15 protein-coding genes are annotated in these 16,944 nt (G+C 63.8%); 12 read left to right on the plus strand and 3 right to left on the minus strand.

The window, feature by feature from the left end; all coding sequences use genetic code 11:
• Positions 1 to 192 precede the first annotated feature (192 nt).
• Positions 193 to 864: a transposase gene (locus Poly30_RS23795; RefSeq protein ID WP_419190578.1), complete on the minus strand. Its 672-nt coding sequence runs from the start codon at positions 862 to 864 to the stop codon at positions 193 to 195.
• 324 nt (positions 865 to 1,188) lie between these two features.
• Here Poly30_RS23795 and Poly30_RS23800 point away from each other — a divergent pair, with 324 nt between their 5' ends.
• The 6 genes from Poly30_RS23800 (at position 1,189) to Poly30_RS23825 (ending at position 7,102) form a co-directional block, all read left to right on the plus strand.
• Positions 1,189 to 1,461, plus strand: coding sequence for a helix-turn-helix domain-containing protein (locus tag Poly30_RS23800; protein WP_145203459.1), 273 nt, complete (start codon positions 1,189 to 1,191; stop codon positions 1,459 to 1,461).
• A 7-nt stretch (positions 1,462 to 1,468) separates the two neighbouring features.
• Complete coding sequence (locus Poly30_RS23805; protein WP_145203462.1) at positions 1,469 to 1,894, plus strand: hypothetical protein; 426 nt, start codon at positions 1,469 to 1,471, stop codon at positions 1,892 to 1,894.
• A gap of 3 nt (positions 1,895 to 1,897) precedes the next feature.
• The gene (locus tag Poly30_RS28860; protein ID WP_419190579.1) at positions 1,898 to 2,530 is read left to right on the plus strand and encodes a hypothetical protein; all 633 of its coding nucleotides are present in this window, start codon (positions 1,898 to 1,900) and stop codon (positions 2,528 to 2,530) included.
• Positions 2,527 to 3,447: a PD-(D/E)XK nuclease-like domain-containing protein gene (locus tag Poly30_RS23815; protein ID WP_419190580.1), complete on the plus strand. Its 921-nt coding sequence runs from the start codon at positions 2,527 to 2,529 to the stop codon at positions 3,445 to 3,447. The genes Poly30_RS28860 and Poly30_RS23815 overlap by 4 nt, the downstream gene beginning before the upstream one ends.
• A gap of 43 nt (positions 3,448 to 3,490) precedes the next feature.
• Complete coding sequence (locus tag Poly30_RS23820; protein WP_145203471.1) at positions 3,491 to 4,591, plus strand: recombinase RecT; 1,101 nt, start codon at positions 3,491 to 3,493, stop codon at positions 4,589 to 4,591.
• Between the two features lie 597 nt (positions 4,592 to 5,188).
• Positions 5,189 to 7,102 carry a hypothetical protein gene (locus Poly30_RS23825; RefSeq protein ID WP_145203474.1) on the plus strand — a complete coding sequence of 638 codons (1,914 nt, stop codon included), beginning with the start codon at positions 5,189 to 5,191 and terminating at the stop codon, positions 7,100 to 7,102.
• A 1,164-nt stretch (positions 7,103 to 8,266) separates the two neighbouring features.
• Here the strand turns inward: Poly30_RS23825 and Poly30_RS23830 are convergent.
• The gene (locus Poly30_RS23830) at positions 8,267 to 9,073 is read right to left on the minus strand and encodes a phage tail protein (protein ID WP_145203477.1); all 807 of its coding nucleotides are present in this window, start codon (positions 9,071 to 9,073) and stop codon (positions 8,267 to 8,269) included.
• A 362-nt stretch (positions 9,074 to 9,435) separates the two neighbouring features.
• Positions 9,436 to 10,401, minus strand: a complete 966-nt coding sequence (locus Poly30_RS23835; protein WP_419190581.1) for a transposase — start codon at positions 10,399 to 10,401, stop codon at positions 9,436 to 9,438.
• A gap of 11 nt (positions 10,402 to 10,412) precedes the next feature.
• Here Poly30_RS23835 and Poly30_RS23840 point away from each other — a divergent pair, with 11 nt between their 5' ends.
• The 6 genes from Poly30_RS23840 (at position 10,413) to istB (ending at position 16,797) form a co-directional block, all read left to right on the plus strand.
• Positions 10,413 to 11,192 carry a hypothetical protein gene (locus Poly30_RS23840; protein WP_145203482.1) on the plus strand — a complete coding sequence of 260 codons (780 nt, stop codon included), beginning with the start codon at positions 10,413 to 10,415 and terminating at the stop codon, positions 11,190 to 11,192.
• A 72-nt stretch (positions 11,193 to 11,264) separates the two neighbouring features.
• Entirely contained in the window at positions 11,265 to 12,647 is a 1,383-nt protein-coding gene (locus tag Poly30_RS23845; RefSeq protein ID WP_145203485.1) for a DDE-type integrase/transposase/recombinase, read from the plus strand.
• A gap of 128 nt (positions 12,648 to 12,775) precedes the next feature.
• Positions 12,776 to 13,450, plus strand: a complete 675-nt coding sequence (locus Poly30_RS23850) for an ExeA family protein (RefSeq protein ID WP_419190582.1) — start codon at positions 12,776 to 12,778, stop codon at positions 13,448 to 13,450.
• Positions 13,447 to 14,388, plus strand: coding sequence for an AAA family ATPase (locus tag Poly30_RS23855; RefSeq protein WP_145203490.1), 942 nt, complete (start codon positions 13,447 to 13,449; stop codon positions 14,386 to 14,388). Before Poly30_RS23850 ends, Poly30_RS23855 begins: the two co-directional genes overlap by 4 nt.
• A gap of 87 nt (positions 14,389 to 14,475) precedes the next feature.
• Positions 14,476 to 16,035 (plus strand): IS21 family transposase, encoded by a 1,560-nt coding sequence (istA, locus tag Poly30_RS23860; RefSeq protein ID WP_419190583.1) that lies wholly within the window; start codon positions 14,476 to 14,478, stop codon positions 16,033 to 16,035.
• 3 nt (positions 16,036 to 16,038) lie between these two features.
• Positions 16,039 to 16,797: an IS21-like element helper ATPase IstB gene (gene istB / locus Poly30_RS23865; protein WP_145203496.1), complete on the plus strand. Its 759-nt coding sequence runs from the start codon at positions 16,039 to 16,041 to the stop codon at positions 16,795 to 16,797.
• Positions 16,798 to 16,944 lie beyond the last annotated feature (147 nt).

The raw sequence follows: 16,944 nt of genomic DNA on the forward strand, positions 1-16,944 counted from the left end.
CTCGCGGGCCACGCGGGAGCGCCCGAGCGGCCATCGAGCTCTTCGCTGAGCCGAACTCGCCCGATTTCGCCCCCTCCGACGAGCACCACCGGTTCGCTTCACCACGACCTGCAGCCAGCACCCTCCCCAAGAGTGCTGGCTGATCTCATATCGCCGAGCCCGATGGCCCGCGCGCCGCTCTTCCGCAGCGCCCTACTTCCCGAAGTCCAACCGCCCCTGCCGTGGCGGCATCGGTATTCGGACCTCGGGCTCTGCCGGTGGGGAACGGCTCGGCCCTGGCGACGACGGGTCTCTCCCACCCAGCGAATCGGATGATCTCCTCGCCGCCGCTCTCACCCCCTCCAGCACCTTCCGCGCTGTCTCCGGATCTGTGATCACGGAGATCATGTGCCTGCGGCCCCGGCAGCGCGGGCAGCTGAGAACATCTTCCGAAAACACCCGCTTCAGAAGATCTGCCCAGCGGATGTACCTCTGGTCCTTCGACGGCTCCCCCGCACTCTTCGCGGCGTCTTCATTGGCGACGTCCACCTCCTTCGGCTCCTTCCGAACCACGGGACGCGGCACCACCAGATCACGCAATGATGAGGCCGGGGCCAGCACTCCCTGATACGTCAGCTGATGCTCGCGCGGATGCGGCGCGAGCGCCGCCAGTCGAGCCATGAACTGGTACGGCGTCATGACGAAGCCCTTGGTCCCATCACGCCAGGCCTTGCGCAGCAGCCACGAGACCATCCCATCGGGACGGACATCGAAGCGTTCCAGACTGATGGCGGGTCTTGTCACGTAGCGGCAGAGCTTCTCCAGTTGCGCCCGCTGACCCTTCCGGATCAGCGCACGCAACGAGAACCCGTCAGCGTTCACCACCAGTGGAGGCGGCACGTACTGACTCCCCCAACCCGACGACTGGAACGCAAGGCCGAGAGCCGTCGGCAGCTGCGAAGCGTGCGAGCACCTGATCTTTCAGGACGAGCCGAGCACGTTTGACCACGTCAGCGAGTCCACGTTCTGCTGGCGGTGCTCGGGTTCGAACGCGGACCTCGCGGGGAACCCGATCGAGGAGCTGGACCCCGACGGCATCACGCTGGAGAACGTGCGCGAGAAAGGCGAGGAGTACAGCCGGTGGCTGGAAGCCGAGCTCGAGTCCGCGCGGGCCGTTCGGGCCGGTGCGGTGCGCGAGGAGATCGCCCGATGACCCCCGATGCCATCAAGCGCGCCCACGAAGCGCGGAAGAAGCTCCAGCAGGATCGCCGCCGGTCCTTCGCCGCCCAGAAGCACGGGCTGCACATGAACCACATCGGGGAAGCGCATCCCCGCTCGAAGCTGACCGCCGCCAAGGTGCGCGCGATCCGCAAGCGTCACGCGAAGGGGGAGTCGATGGGCTCCATCGCCCGTCGCTACGGCGTGACCCAACCCTGCATTTCCCAGATCGTTCACCGCGCCGCATGGCGCCACGTTTCCTGAGCCTGCCATGACCATTCAAGACCACGTCACCGAAGTCGAAACCGTCCCGTTCATCCAGCGCCAGATCGAAGAGGCGCTCGCCAACTACTCCCCCACCGATGCGGGGATCGCCGAGCTGGCTGCGAAAGCCGGGGGCCTCCAGATCGAGGACATCGACGATCGCGAGGGCTACCAGGCCGTCTCCACCGTCCGGAAGGAAGTGAAGGCCGTCCGCGTTCAGGTCGAGAAGACGCGGAAGGCGCTGAAGGCCGACGCGCTCGAGTATGGGCGCGCGGTCGACACCGAGGCGAAGCGGATCACCGCCGCCCTCCTGGAGATCGAGGAGCCTCTGCACGAGCAGGAGAAGCTGATCGACGAGCAGCGCGCCGAGCGCAGGGCTGCTGAGGAAGCCGCGGCAAAGGCCGTCCTCGACGATCGGGTTACGATGCTCTAGGCCGTGGGCGCGAACGTGCCGGTATCGACGATCGCCGAGTGGGGCGACGAGGAGTATGAGTCGATGCTCGCGGAGTACGGCGCACGCTGGCAGAAGCATCAGGACGAGAAAGCCGAGCGAGAGGCCCAGGAGGCCAAGGAGCGCGCGGAGGCGGAAGCCGCCGCCGAGGCCGCGCGGAAGGTCGAAGAAGCAGAGCGGGCCGCTGAGGCGGCCAGGATGGCCGAGGAGCGGAAGGCGCTTGATGTTGCCATTGCCGCCGCTGCGGCCGAGCGTGAGAAGCTGGAGGCCGAGCGCCGTGAACTCGACGAGGTGAAGCGGGTCGAGGCGGCGAAGGTCGCGGCCGTCCGGGAGGAGCGCGACCGAGCCGACCAGGAGAAGCGCGCCGCTGAACTCAAGACCCAGCGGGAAGCCGAGCTGGCCGCGAAGCGCGAAGCGGAGGCCGCCGAGCTGAAGGCGAAGCAGGAGGCCGGCCATTCCGATGCAGAGAAGATCCGGGCGTATGCCGACGCCCTCTGCGCAGTGCCCGCCCCGACCGTTGCCGACCGGCACGCTGCGGGCGAGGTGGATACCCTCCCGAGCATCGCCATTGCCGCGCTCTATGCGCTCGCCGACTCCCTCGACGGAGGTGCCGCGTGAGCCCCGCCTGGAACATCGACGACCCCCAGCCGGGGATCTACCACGGGCTCCCGGCCGAGGCCTACCACGCCTGCAAAGCCGCCGTCTCTCGTTCGACACTCCGCCAGTTCGACTTGGGTGACCCGGCGGCCGTCAAGCGGTACATCGACAAGGGAATCGACACGACCCCTGCGATGGATCGCGGGAGTGCCGTAGACGTCGGGATCTTCGATGGGATGGCGGCCTTCCACGAGCAGTTCGCGCGCAAGCCGAAGTTCACGGGGCCGGGCGCCGTCGCCGCGCGTCAAGCGTGGGAGAAGGAGGCAGCCGGCGATGGGATCACCTACATGACCGACGCGCCCTACGAGAAGGCACTGAAGATGATCGAGTGCATCCGCGCGAACGACGCGGCCTCCGCGCTCTTCGACGCCGCCGAGCCGCAGATGTCGATCTTTTGGCGCGACGAGGACACAGGCCTCATGTGCAAAGCGAGGCCTGACGCGTACGTGAAGTCGAAGGGCTGGAGCCTGGATCTCAAGACCTCCGGCAGCCTCGACGATCGGAAGCTTGGCTACACGATCGTGGACTATGCGGCCGACGTCCAGGCCGCGATGGTGCGCGATGGGCTACTCGCTAACGGGCTCCCGTGGCGCGGGCACTGCCTCGTGACGGTGACCGAAAAGCCCGCCGTCGATGGGAACCATGACATGCGCCTCGACCTCCTAAGTGAGTCGTGGGTCCTCCACGGAGAGGCGCGCTTCATCCGCTGGAGCGGCCAGTACAAGGCCTGCCTCGAGTCCGACGAATGGCCCGGCCGCGCGGACGGAGTGAACGTCCTCGAGATGCCGAAGTGGCTGCATCACCAGTTCTCGGAGATGTCCGAGATGGGCCCGGCGCAAGAGCGCTTTGAGGCCACGAAGATCGCGCAGGCGTCGTAGCCCGTCTACCCCCTTTCCCCTCGCTCTCACCTACCGAAACACCATGACCATTGCCCCACTTGCCCCACACTCGAACGGAGCCGCCAACGGCGGAAACCTGATCGAGACCTACGCTGCCAAGGTCGACATGAGCGGCAAGGCGCTCTTCGAAACGATGGTGGCGACCATCTTCCCCACTGGGCGAAACGTCCCGCCAGCGACGCGCGAACACGTCCAGGCGCTCTTGATGGTGGCTGAGGCGTACGACCTCAACCCGATGACGAAGGAGCTGTACGCCTTCCCTCAGAAGGGCGGCTCCGGGATCGTGCCGATCGTCAGCGTCGACGGCTGGTACAAGCTCATCAGCCGTCATCCGCAGAGCAACGGCTACACGGCGACCGTCGCGTTCGCGGAGGACGGCACCACCCCCGTCAGTGCGACCTGCGTCATGCACCGCAAAGACTGGGATCACCCCGTGGTCGTCACCGAGTACGTCAGCGAGTGCAAGCGGGATACGATCCCGTGGAACACGCAGCCCGCGCGAATGATCCGGCACCGGGCGATCATCCAGGCAGCCCGCTCGACCTTCGGCTTCGGCGGGATCTATGAGGCCGACGAGGGTGCGCGAATGGCCAGCCACGTCCCCAAGGAGCTTGAAGTGCCCCGCGAGGTCGAGATCGAGCAGAGCGTCGCCGACGAGATGAACGCCGAGATCGAGGCGCGCAAGGCGAAGTCCGCGATGAAGGAGGCCGTCCACAAGGACGCGCAGACCGCCGGCGCGGAGCCGAACGAGCACGCCGACCCCGCCCCCACCGTAGACGCCGAGAAGGCCGCAGCCAAGCGCCGCCAGGTCGTCGCCCAGATGCTAGAGCAGTTCGCGACCCGGGACATCGGCCGCGCCGTGCTCCAAGCGGAGTTCGGCGACCTGGAGAAGTTCTCCATGGCCGATGCCCAGCGCGCCGCCGACATCTGGATGAGGCTGGAGGACGGGACCGAGCCGCAGGATGCCTTCGGGGCCAAGGCGGCCGAGGTGTATCTGGGCGGGACTGAGCCAGGGCAGGGGGAGTCGGAGCCCGATCTGGGCCCAGACTCGGACGAGCCAAGCGGCCACGGGGCGCTGTTTACCAGCGACCGCGAGCCCGCCGTCTATGGGGAGGATACCTGATGGACAACTATCAGCTCATCGCGGAGAACGAGCGGCTCCGGCAGCAGCTCGCGGCCACTCAGAACCGGATCGGCGATAACGAAGGGGTCGGCGCGCCGAGGCCGTTCGCCTACAACGCCTGGAAGGACCCCTCTGGGCGCTCGAAACTCATGGGGCTGTCCGCAAGGGAAGCTTCAGCCGATGACCGAAAGCACCGCCCTCGCGTCGGTGAAGGCAGAGCGCGACGCACTCGCGGCCCGCGTGGCGGAGCCGGAGAAGATGTAACGCTCCCGATCCGAATGAACGAGCGGGTGTTGGCCCGGAGCTGCGCCCTGTCCGGATTCGAACCCGTGGGCTGCCGCTTAGGAATAGGGGGCTCTGGGCGCGAAAGTGGTCGCGTGGCCGGGGGGGGGGGGGCGGCCGGTGGTAGGGGCGATCGGTATCGGGGCGGTAATCGAGCTACAGATCCCCCGTCCCAGGCGTGCCACAGACCCCCTCGCCCGCTACCTTGAGGACCCTCATAGCCCACGTAGCTCAGCCGAATAGAGCACCGCGTTCTTAAAGCAGGAGACGTGGGTTCGAATCCGTCGGGCGTACCCCCTTTCGCCCAAAACACACATGCGTAAAGAACTGAGCACAGTAGCACTACTTCAGGCGCGCCTCGACCGAGGCCTTGACTACATAGAGCTCTTCGTTCCATTCGCTCTGTCCGCTATCGGCCACCTTGATTCCGAGAGCGGATTCCGAGTCGAGGACCTCCAGGGCAGGCTTCTGAACGACTTCGCCTTACACATCCCCACCGACACCTGCCGTGTCCTCCTCACACGAGCAAAGAAGAAGGATGCCATTTACCGCGAAGGCGGGCGCTATTTTCGAGACGAGGCTTTCGACTTCACATCATATCATTTCACCAATGAAGTGACAGCGATCACACGTCAATACGAGTGCATTGGCGCTCGGTTCGCTGAATTTCTCGCTGCCGAGTATCAGGAGTCCGTTACGACGGACCAGGCCCTATCTCGCCTGCTAACTTTTCTCGAAGACAAGCAAGTTCCGCTGCTTCTTGGCGGCAACCTAGACCTCGCACTGGACGAAATCGACACAGAAGAAGGTGTGAGCCGTCGAACCGCCCGCTTTATACTTCATGATATCAACGCCTCACCCGAAACCAGGATCCAGCTCAACGGACTCCTGCAGGGTATAGTAACCAAGCAGGCCATCCTTCTTCACGAGGTGGCCGGAGAGAAGGGCAGATTCAAAAAACTGCGAGCCTACCTCGATACAAATGTCCTTCTCGGTGCGCTCGGCCTCGAAGGCGAGACGATCGAGGCGGCCCAGTGTGCATTTATCGAACTGCTACGAGAGGCGGGAGTCGAGCTTTATGTCTTTGAGCGCACCCTGGCCGAAGTACGCGCCATCCTCAACAAAATGTCCGAGCTAATTGCTACTCCTCAAGGAGTCAAGGCACTAAGACCGACAGACCTCACGCGAGAACTCCGCAGAAGAAGAATCAGGCCGTCAGAGCTCAGGCAGCATATCGCGCTTCTCGAGCAGACCGTCAGGGGAAAGTTGCACCTTCAGGTTGCTGAGCTCCCCGACAGAGTGCCCCAATATACCGAGGATGAACAGTCGCTGGCTGAGGCGCTGAGACGCCGGGCTCGTCAAGGTGATCCGCTTCGCGACCCTAGGGTGACGCATGACGTCGACAGCGTCGCGGCGATCCTCACGATGCGGAGAGGGGCCTCGTCCAGCAAACTCGATGACGCGCGCGCAATCTTCATTACGCGGTCATCTGAAGTCGCTAAGAACACTCACATGTGGTGGACGAACCAGGGATTCTCGGGGATTCCGCCAGTAGTGCATCAATACTGGATCTCGAATGTCGTCTGGCTGAAGTCTCCCGGCGCTCGCTCTAAATTTGCTGACTACCAGGCTGGCGCGCTTGAAGCGCTCTGTGAAGCTGTACTGCAGCCGAAGACCAGCACGTGGGATCTCTTTCTTACGACGCTAGAGGATCTTGTTTCATCGGGTCAACTCTCCTCCGATGAGTCCATCGCATTAATTTGCTCTGACCTAGCAGACTCTTCCCTCTCTCGCCTTGAGGACGATCTCGATGAGGCTGCAACCGAGTCCGATGCGAATTCCATCCGCGACGTCATCGAGAGATTGCAGGAGGGCCAATCGGCGCAGGTGATGGACTTGCGCGACTCCCTATCGGACGAACAAGCGCGGGCAGCGCGAATGGAAGCAAACGTTCGAGACACGGCCGCCGTAGTTGCGAAATGGATTGCGCGCCCATTTTTCTTCTTGGTTTTCTTACTTATTGTCTTCGCAGTCTTATATGGCGTTGGCGTTCTCGGCGCAAGCCCCAGGGTGAAATTTTTTCTCGTGGCCACGCTAACGATTGCAACTATCGCCAATCTCGTGTGGGGCGTTCACTTGAATGGGATAGGCTCGCGGATGGAGTCTGCGCTCGCAGGCAGGATTGTGCGGCTAGTGCTGGACCGCAGGGATCGAGTTCCCGCAGAGTAGTTCAATAAGTCGAGAGCGCACCTGCTTGGCAAGACCCAATTGATCGCCCTTCACGCATAGCGCGTATCCGTTCATCAGAGGGTAGTGGGCCAGATCTGAGCAGTGCGGGCCGATGGAAGGTACCTGTGTGTTGAGCCAATTCCAAACCCGTCGAGCGTAGCGATCGAGTCGCTCCTGGCTGAGATTGCTAAGCTGTGGAGGGTCCTCAAGTAGCAGAGCGCCGAGATCGAACATCTCAAGGCGCGCAAGCCAAAGACGTTTCGTACCTCGGGCAAGCCGCCGTCCAGCGACATCACGTTCGTGTCTCGCCCTTCGATGAGGAAGCCCTCCGGGAAGATGCGAGATGGCCAGCCCGGGCCACCAGGGCAAGGGGCGCGACCAGGCACCGCCAGAGAACGTCGACGAGGTGAAGATGGTCAATCCAGATCGATGCGGCTCCTGCAGCGTGCCGTTGACCTGCGAGGATCCGCCGCCACGGCGACATCAAATCAGCGACATCCCCCCTGTTGACCCAACGACTCTGGAGGTCCAGTTGCACACGTTGCTGTGCGACAACTGAGGGGCGGAGACCAAGGTAGACCTTCCGGACGACCTGCATGCGAGCAACCTTGGGCTGCACCTCTCGGCACTCGTAGTAAGCCTGGGCGCTTCAGGGATTCGTGTGGGAGACTGCCCAGATCACGAACTTGGGGGAAGAGGCCAGGAATCGGCGGGGCGTTTGCTGAGCAGTGGCAGTGCCCCGCACGTTCGAGAGGAATGCTGCCGCCTGGCGAGCCTGAATTGCTTCCAGCCGAGGGCCGGACGGAAAGCCAACCGGAATGGAGAGGGAATGACCCGGCCATCCTCAAGGCTTCCCGGAGAGGCCGTTCACGGAGCCCCCCACGCCGTCAGCCTTTCGCGGCGGCTGGGAGGCCCTTGATGGCTCTCAGCTCTTGGACGCCGCCGGGCAAAAGGATCGAGCAAGGATGACCAATAGGGCCACCGAAGGCCACAAGGCAACTCGAACCGCGCACGCTGTCATCTAACGCACGCAAATCAGCCGCCATGGTTCCCGGGAGGCCGGCTTGCCGCCCCCAAGAAGCGAGATCCCGACTAATCCGCCACGACCAGAGCGCGCACGTGAGAGGCGGCGCCAAGACGGCGCTGGTCCCCCTCCGGCCTCAGCTACCTCACACGAATGATCCAGTGGACCGAATAGTTGACCGGGCGACTCTCGTCCGCAAATTCAGCATCAGCGCCGCTTGGACCTGCCACTACCCCTGTGCTGAAATCTCTGTTTGCCGCCTGCCCTTTAGAGTGACTACTACTGATTTGATCCCCATGATCCGTTCCGCGATATGTAGTCGGCACTATATGGGTATGGGCGCCCGGTGACCACCCTTGGGCTTGACCGAGCGGTTTAGCGCCAAAACTGCCAACACCCCGAAGGAATCGACCCCTAAAATCTGGGAGTCTAAACCTTCCGGCGGCGCCGCCATACGGCCATTCACTCGCCCCTCCAAACGCGCGCACAAGATCGTCCAGCTCACCAGCAGCGAATTCGGCACCGTCACAAACACGCCATTGATCGTGCCAGGTTTGGTCCTCTTGCCCGGGTAGACGACCCGGCCAAACCGCTACCGTTCCAATCGGCAGTCCAATTCCATCAGCGCCACGTGCTCCCTTGGCACCCTTCTCGCCACGTCCACCTGGGATGCCGGGAGGCCCTTGATCCCCCTTAGGTCCTTGGGGTCCGACCAGCTTCTTGAGCTCCCCTGCTTTCTGGAGTTTGATGGTAATCGCATCAATGAAGGAGCTGTCGTTCGCGAGAGTGCGAGTTGAGGCTTCGGCTTGGCTATCGCTCAGCTTGGCAGTGAAGGCTCCGGCAACCCAGAGCACAAATGTAGAGAGGAGCGTTGCGGCGATGCCGCTGACGACTGCGAGGAGCCATGGCGAGCGTGGCGTTGATCCGATTTTGTCAGGCTTGGTCATTCCATCAATTTGCCATGTCCCCACGAAACGTACAAGAGTGCTAGCAGAACGGCATGCGCCCACCGCCTCGGGAATCAGCCCCGCTCCACCTGGTCAACGGATAGGACTTCCAAGCGGGGTGTCGACACCCCGGTCACCGTAGCCTGGGGCCCGATTCTTCGCTACCCCCATCCTCGCGGGCCACGCGGGAGTGTCCGAGCGGCCATCGGGCTCTTCGCTGAGCCGGACTCGCTCGAATTCGCCCTCTTCGAACGGCACCACCCGCTCGCTTCACCACGACCTGCAGCCAGCACCCTCCCCAAGAGTGCTGGCTGTTCTTGTTTCATCGAGCACGATCGCCCGCGCTGCTCTTCCGCAGCTTTCTACTTCCCGAAGTCCAGCCGCCCCTGCCGAGGCGGCATCGGTATTCGGACCTCGGGCTCTGCCGGTGGGAAACGGCTCGGCCCTGGCGATGACGGGTCTCCCCCATCGGCCAAATCGGATGATCTCCTCGCCGCCGCTCTCACCCCCTCCAGCACCTTCCGCGCTGTCTCCGGATCTGTGATCACGGAGATCATGTGCCTGCGGCCCCGGCAGCGCGGGCAGCTGAGAACATCTTCCGAAAACACCCGCTTCAGAAGATCTGCCCAGCGGATGTACCTCTGGTCCTTCGACGGCTCCCCCGCACTCTTCGCGGCGTCTTCATTGGCGACGTCCACCTCCTTCGGCTCCTTCCGAACCACGGGACGCGGCACCACCAGATCACGCAATGATGAGGCCGGGGCCAGCACTCCCTGATACGTCAGCTGATGCTCGCGCGGATGCGGCGCGAGCGCCGCCAGTCGAGCCATGAACTGGTATGGCGTCATGACGAAGCCTTTGGTCCCATCACGCCAGGCCTTGCGCAGCAGCCACGAGACCATCCCATCGGGACGGACCTCGAAGCGCTCGAGGCTGATGGCGGGCCTCGTTACATACCGGCAGAGCTTCTCCAGCTGCGCCCGCTGGCCCTTGCGGATCAGCGTCGCCGCGTGCAACGAGAACCCACCTGCGTTCACCACCAGCGGAGGCGGCACGTACTGACTCCCCCAACCCGACGACTGGAACGCCCTGGCAAGATCAGGGTCGATGAGGCGCTTCAGCGGGCGGCCTGCGGCCTCTCCCAACGGAATCAGCGACTTCACCGATGCCGCTTTTAGGCCTGGGAAGAAGGAACCCTCACGCGCATCCCCGAAGTCGAGCAGCGGTGACTCATCTGCGCCCCCGTCCGCGTACTCCCAAGGGGGGTCGTCCCCTTTGCGTAGGGGCAGACCGAGTGCGATTGCGTCGAGGGAGTAGCGCTTCAGCAATCGCAGAAACGATGCCTGAATCCTACCGTGCTCTGACGCCGAAGCAAAAGCCGTTCGCTGTTACCACCTACCGCGTCGACGCTGAAGGTCACCTGAGGCCCGACGTCCCGGACCGGTGCCCACTTGCGGTCACGCTCGATCGGCATGAGGTCTGCTGCATCACGAGCGACCACGATCGGCACCGCAAGACCGGCCCAGGCCACCCAATCCGCGTGGTTCGCTGCTCTGCCCACGACATTGCGTTCACGCTCTACCCGCCGGGATTCGCCCCCTATCGCCGTCAGTCAGTAGCCTTGGTCGGTCCGGATGGCGCGCAGGTAGACACCGACGAGACCTTCACGCTCAAAGCGAGATTTAGCGGCACCCTCTTCGACGCAGTCCTCGACGCCATCCAGGCCGTCGCTTGGGCGCGGGATTCCGAGGGCGACCAGCACCCCGAGCGATGGTGGTCCACCCAGGGCCGACACCTGAGCCTGGGTTTGCGCATCGTCGGGATCGCGAGCGGGCTCGCGGATCGAACCCGGGAGGGCATCGCCAGAGTCCTCGGACTCGACACGCTGACGATCCTCGAGCAGCTGGGCTCTAGCGATGAGGGGCAAGGCTATCGAGTGCGCGGCGCGGCTATCAGCTCGATCTTGGACCACCTGCCCGAGGCGGCGTTCGCCGCCGTCGCGCTGCTTCGATGCGGCCACTGGATTGGTCAATGGGGCGAGCCTTTGCACTGGGATTCAAAGAGGCGCGTGCACGACCGCGGACCGTTCCCAGCCTCGAGAACGTCCCCCTCTCCGTGACTTTTTGCGTTCGCGAGACCCCACGAATTGGGGACATGGGCGCCGCTGAGGGCGCCGCCTACTTTTCGCGGCATGAACAATCTCTCTCTTCGAGCCCAGTTCAGGCTCGCGATCGTCAGCCAAGTGCTCGGTCGCATTCAGCGCGGCGAATCCCGAACGTCCGCGATCACCACCGTTGTGTCCCAAGTGCACCACCAACTCGATGGCGTACCGCGCCGGGTTTCGGCGCGTTCGATCCATCGCTGGATCAAGAACTACGAGGAACGCGAGGTTGCGGGCCTCGAGCGCTCACAGGCAACGCCAACCCTGACAACCATCCCTCCCGCTGCGCTCGTGACCTTCCTTGAGAGAGAGCGGGTAGAGGACGAGTACGCATCGATCCCCGAGCTGATTCGACGTGCCCGCCAGACCGGCGTCATCGGGCCCAAAGCCAGGGTTTCCCGTACGACGGTGTATCGCCTCTTCCGGCGGCGCGGAATCTCGGTCGCCCGTCGAAAAGGCGCATCGGAACGAGACTCACGTCGATTCGCGTACTCGAACCGCATGCAAATGGTCCTCAGTGACGGAAAGCACTTCCGAGCCGGACCGGAGCGAGCGCGCCGCCTGGCGATGTTCTTCCTCGACGACTGCACCCGGGCAGGCCTGCACGTCGTCGTCGGCACATCCGAGAATGCTGCGCTGTTCCAGCGCGGCCTGTACGAGTGCATTCGGAAGTTCGGCCTCATGAAGCTGCTGTTCCTCGACAACGGACCAGCGTTCAGCGCCCTCGACACGGCGACCGTCCTCAAGAATCTGGGAGTTCACCTCATCCACGGGGAGAAGAGGTACCCCGAGGGGCACGGCAAGATCGAGCGTTTCCACCGCACAGCCGTGGGCGACGTCCTGCGCAACCTCGATGGAAGGCCCGGAGTCGATACGGATTGCGGCGCGCTGGAGCTGTGCTTGCAGCACTACCTGAGCCAAGAGTACGGACATCGCGCGCACGCGAGCCTCGACGGCGCGACGCCCTGGGAGCGGTTTCACGGGGATGCAGTCCCGCTTCGATTCCATCGCGATGCGGCCGAGCTCAAGAGCAAGTTCACTGTTTGGCTCGAGCGACGCGTGGCGGCGGACAATATTGTCTCGATCGACTCCGTGGCGTTCGAGATGCCTCGTGGCTATGCGGGCCAGCGTGTGCAGATCCATCGGCGCGTGCTCGAGAACAGCTTCGCGTTCCTGCACCAGGGGAAGCTCATCGATCTCCACCCCGTCGACCTCACCAAGAACGCCCATGCGAAGCGAGCCAAAGGCAAGGCTTCATCCGGAGCAAAGAGCGGAGGCGTGCAGGGTACGCCTCCGAAGTCAGCCGCCGACATGGCCTTCGAGCGAGACTTCGGCTCCGTCGTCGATCACGACGGCGGCTTCCCCGCCAGTGACGAGCCTGAGTCCGCCGAAGACTGGAGGGACGAGCAATGAAAGACCTCCTTTCCCGATTTGGATTTCACTGCACGCCCTTCACGCGCGAGTTCGGAATCGCCGACCGGTATCCACTTCAAGTCTATGACGACGCGCTCAAGGGCCTGACAGAGGCAATCGATCAGCGCATGTCATGCGCTCTCGTCGCGCCCGCCGGAACCGGCAAGACCGCGCTTCTTCGGTCACTCGTCCACGCCCTCCCTGAAGCGCGCTACCGAACGCACTACGTGAAGGTCACGGGCCTGTCGAAGCGCGACATGTGCCGCGAGATCGCGGCGGCTCTCGGGCTACCGCCCGCCGGGACCTACCCGTCGCTCGTGCGTAAGCTCCAGGAGAATTTCACCGAGACGTCCGAGACGCTGGGCCTGCGGCCAGTTCTCATCCTGGACGAGGCGCACGATCTACGAGTCGAGGTTCTTGCCATGCTCCGGATCCTGACCAACTTCGACATGGACAGTCGACTCGTGCTCAGCATCGTGCTCGCGGGGCAGCCAAAGCTCCGCGACGCATTGCGGCGGGAGGAGCTCGATGATGTGGCGAAGCGGATATCGCACTTCGCCACCCTACGCCCGCTTTCGCGCGACGAGACGCAAGCCTACATCGAGCATCGCTGCGCGATCGCCGGTGCAGCGACCGTGCCCTTCGACGGAGGCTCACTGGACGCCATCTTCGAGATCGGCCGGGGCAACCTGCGAGCCACGGACCAGCTCGCCCGCAAGACCCTCGGGATCGCGCACGATAGCGATGCGGGCACCTGTTGCGCGGCCTACGTCGCCCAGGCGAAGAAGGTGCTCTGGCCATGATGGAAGAGAACACCAAAGCAACATTGCCTGTGCTTCGCGCGGCGGACCTCGAAGCCCAGGCGGCCAATGAACACTGGCTGATCGAGGGGCTTTGGGCGCGTGAGGCGATCGGACTGATCGGCGGTGCTCCCAAGCTCGGCAAGTCCTGGCTTGGACTCGACATGGCGGTGAGCGTGGCTTCGGGATTGCCTGCACTGGGCCACTTCCCTGTGGCCGAGCCTGGTCGAGCGCTGGTCTACCTTGCGGAGGATTCGCTTCCCCAGGTTCGGTCGCGGATCGAGGGGCTATGCATGCATCGGGGACTCGACATCGCGTCGCTGGACTTGCACGTGATCACGGCGCCGACGTTGCGGATCGACACAGTGGTGGATCAGGAGCTGCTCGCGGCGACGCTCGAAAGCCTGCGGCCACGGCTGCTGATTCTGGACCCACTCGTGCGCTTGGACCAGCTCGACGAGAACAGCTCCGCAGAAATATCGAAGCTTCTGGGCTTCATTCGAGGGCTGCAACGACGGTTCGAGACCGCGATCGTACTCGTGCATCATGCGAGCAAGAGGGCCCGGGCGCAGCCCGGGCAGTCGTTGCGGGGATCGAGCGATCTGCACGCGATCGGCGATTCCAACGCCTATCTTACGAGGACGGGAGAGCGGCTCATGCTGACGCTCGAACACCGGGCGGCGAGTCCCCCGGATCCGATGGAGATTGAGTTGATCGTCGACGAGGCCAGTGGCAGCTCGCAACTGCGCGTCTGCGATCGGGCGGCCGCATTCGCTTCGCGGGATGTCATGGCTCGGGGTATGAAACCCACTCGCAGTTCGGCTAAGCGGTCCCACTCTCGCCATGCCACCGAGTACCCAGCTCGCCTAAGCGGTCCCAGTCCCAGCTCGCCAAAGCGAGCCCAGGCTGGCCCGCCAAAGCAGCTCCATGTCTCGACCTGAGACCGTCTCAATCTGATCTGCGATCCGTGCTGTTCGAGCAGGCCCAAGCCGCCCGACGAGCAGCGCATGACCGCACCTCAGATTGCCATGCACCGCCTCCAAGAAGCCGTTCGACTCCACCGCCTCGGCAACAGCCAGCGCAGGATCGCAGAGAAGCTCGCGATGGGCCGCACGACGCTGCGCCGCTACCTCGCTGCGCTCGACGCGGCTCACCTGCTCGACGGATGTGTCGAGGTGCTCCCGGACCTCCCCGCCCTTCGCGACGCCGTCGCCCTCGGCGTGGTCCGCAGAGAACCTGCGCAGAAGACCTCCCGAGTGGAGGCCTGGCGGAAGAAGATCGAGGCCTTGCACAAGGACGGCGCTGGCCCGACCGCGATCCACGACTTCCTTCGGGTCAACGTCGCTGACTACACCGGGTCGCTCTCCGCAGTGAAGCGATTCTGCCGCCAGCTCAAGAAGGGCGAAGGCCCCAAGGCTACTGACATCGCGATCCCCGTCGTCACGCAGCCCGGGAACGTGGCGCAGGTCGACTTCTGCTTGGGAGGGAAGCGCTACGACCCTGTCCAGAAAGCCCTGCGGAAGACGTGGATCTTCATCATGACGCTGGGCCACAGCCGGCGCACCTACGCCGAGTTCGTGTTCGATCAGTCCGCTGCGACGTGGCAGCGCCTGCACGTCAACGCGTTCCTCTACTTCGGAGGGGTCCCTGAGGTCGTGGTTCCCGACAACCTGAAGTCGGCAGTCATCAGACACAGCTTCGGCGCTGGCGACGACGTCGAGCTGAACCGAAGCTACATGGAGGTCGCCAGGTTCTTCGGCTTCCAGATCGACCCGACGCCTGTGCGGTCGCCCGAGAAGAAGGGCAAGCTCGAACGCGACGCCCAGTACATCAAGAACAACTTCCTGGCAACGCTGCCGGAGGTCGACGTTGTCGAGTGTCAGAAGCTCCTCCTTCAGTGGCTCGCCGCGGTCGCTGACCGTCGGTGCCATGGGACGACCCGACGCATGCCCATCGAGGTCTTCGACACGGAGGAGCGCGCCTGCTTGATGCCACTCCCACGGAATCGGTGGAACCCGATCGTTTGGAAGAGAGCGAAGGTGCACCGCGACACCCACCTCCAGATCGACAATGCGCTCTATTCCGTGCCCTGGAGGAACGTCGGCGACCTCCTCTGGGTTCGATGCTCCAAGAGCGAGATAGAGATCTTCGCGAACGACGCCGTTCTATGGCGGCATCGCAGGGGAATGCCGGGATCGCGCACCACCGTCGAAGAACATCTTCGGGAAGGGCGGAGGGACCTTCGTGAGCGTTCCCGTGAGACGTGGGAGAGGCGAGCCAAGGCCATCGGACCTGAGGTCGCCGCTCTCGTCGATCGCATCTTCGGAGGCGACGACGTGCTGCTCCGAATCCGACCTGTGCAACAGATCGTGAAGCTTCTCGAGGGATTCCCGCCAGAGCGCGCCGAGCGCGCGGCACGAAGGGCCATGTACTACGACAACCTCGAGTATCGATCGATCAAGAACATCCTGACGAAGGCGCTCGACCTGCAACCGCTCGAGTACGAGGAGGCGCCTCGCAGGTGGTCGAAGGGAGCGCTCTATTCGCGCTGCCCCGACAACTCTCTCTTTCCCCAACCCCTGGAGTAACCCATGGCCGTCACCGACGACCTCATTCCCTATCTCAAGAAGCTGCGCCTGTCGGGCGTCCTTCAAACCCTGGACCTGCGTACGCGCGAAGCTGTGGACGACAACCTCAGCCACGGAGAGTTCCTGCTCCGCCTCTGCTCTGACGAGATTGAGCGTCGGGAGTCGAAGCAGCTCAGCATGCGACTTCGGAAGGCGAACTTCGACGGCGCGAAGAGCTTGGAGGAGTTCGAGTGGTCGTTCAATCCGACCGTGCCCAAGGCGAAGATTGTCGACCTCGCCACGTGCTCCTTCATCGACCGCAAGGAGAACGCTCTCCTCCTCGGACCGACGGGAGTGGGCAAGTCCCACATCGCCCAGGCCATCGGAGAACGAGCCTGCCGTGCGGGCTACTCGACCTGCTACACCTCCGCGCACGCGATGCTCTCCCAGCTTCGTGGGGCGAGAGCGGACGACTCGCTGGAGAAGCGGATGCTGCGCTTCACGTCGCCGGACCTCCTGATCATCGATGACCTCGGGCTCCGCCCGCTGGAGCGCGACGAGCCCATCGATCTCTACGAGATCATCCGAGCTCGCTACGAGCGTGGCGCGATGATCGTGACGTCGAACCGCGCGCTTGAGGAGTGGTACCCGATGTTCCTCGACGAGCTCATGGCCTCAGCAGCGATGGACAGGCTTCTGCACCACGCGCACGTCATCGAGATGACGGGAGGTTCGTTCCGAAATCCGAAGGCCCACGGCGCTCCAGCGGCCGCGCTGACGTGATCCGCGACCTTGAGCCCTCATCCACATTTTCTCTCCTGACCACCTCGAGTTCCGACGCCGAACGCGGTGGCAGGGACATCACAGCTCCGCAGTTCCTGCCGCCGCGTTTGGCTTCGGCGACGAAACGTAGTGGGTTCGCTTAGGCGA

The organism is Saltatorellus ferox (assembly GCA_007751475.1).
Classification (GTDB): Bacteria; Planctomycetota; UBA1135; order UBA1135.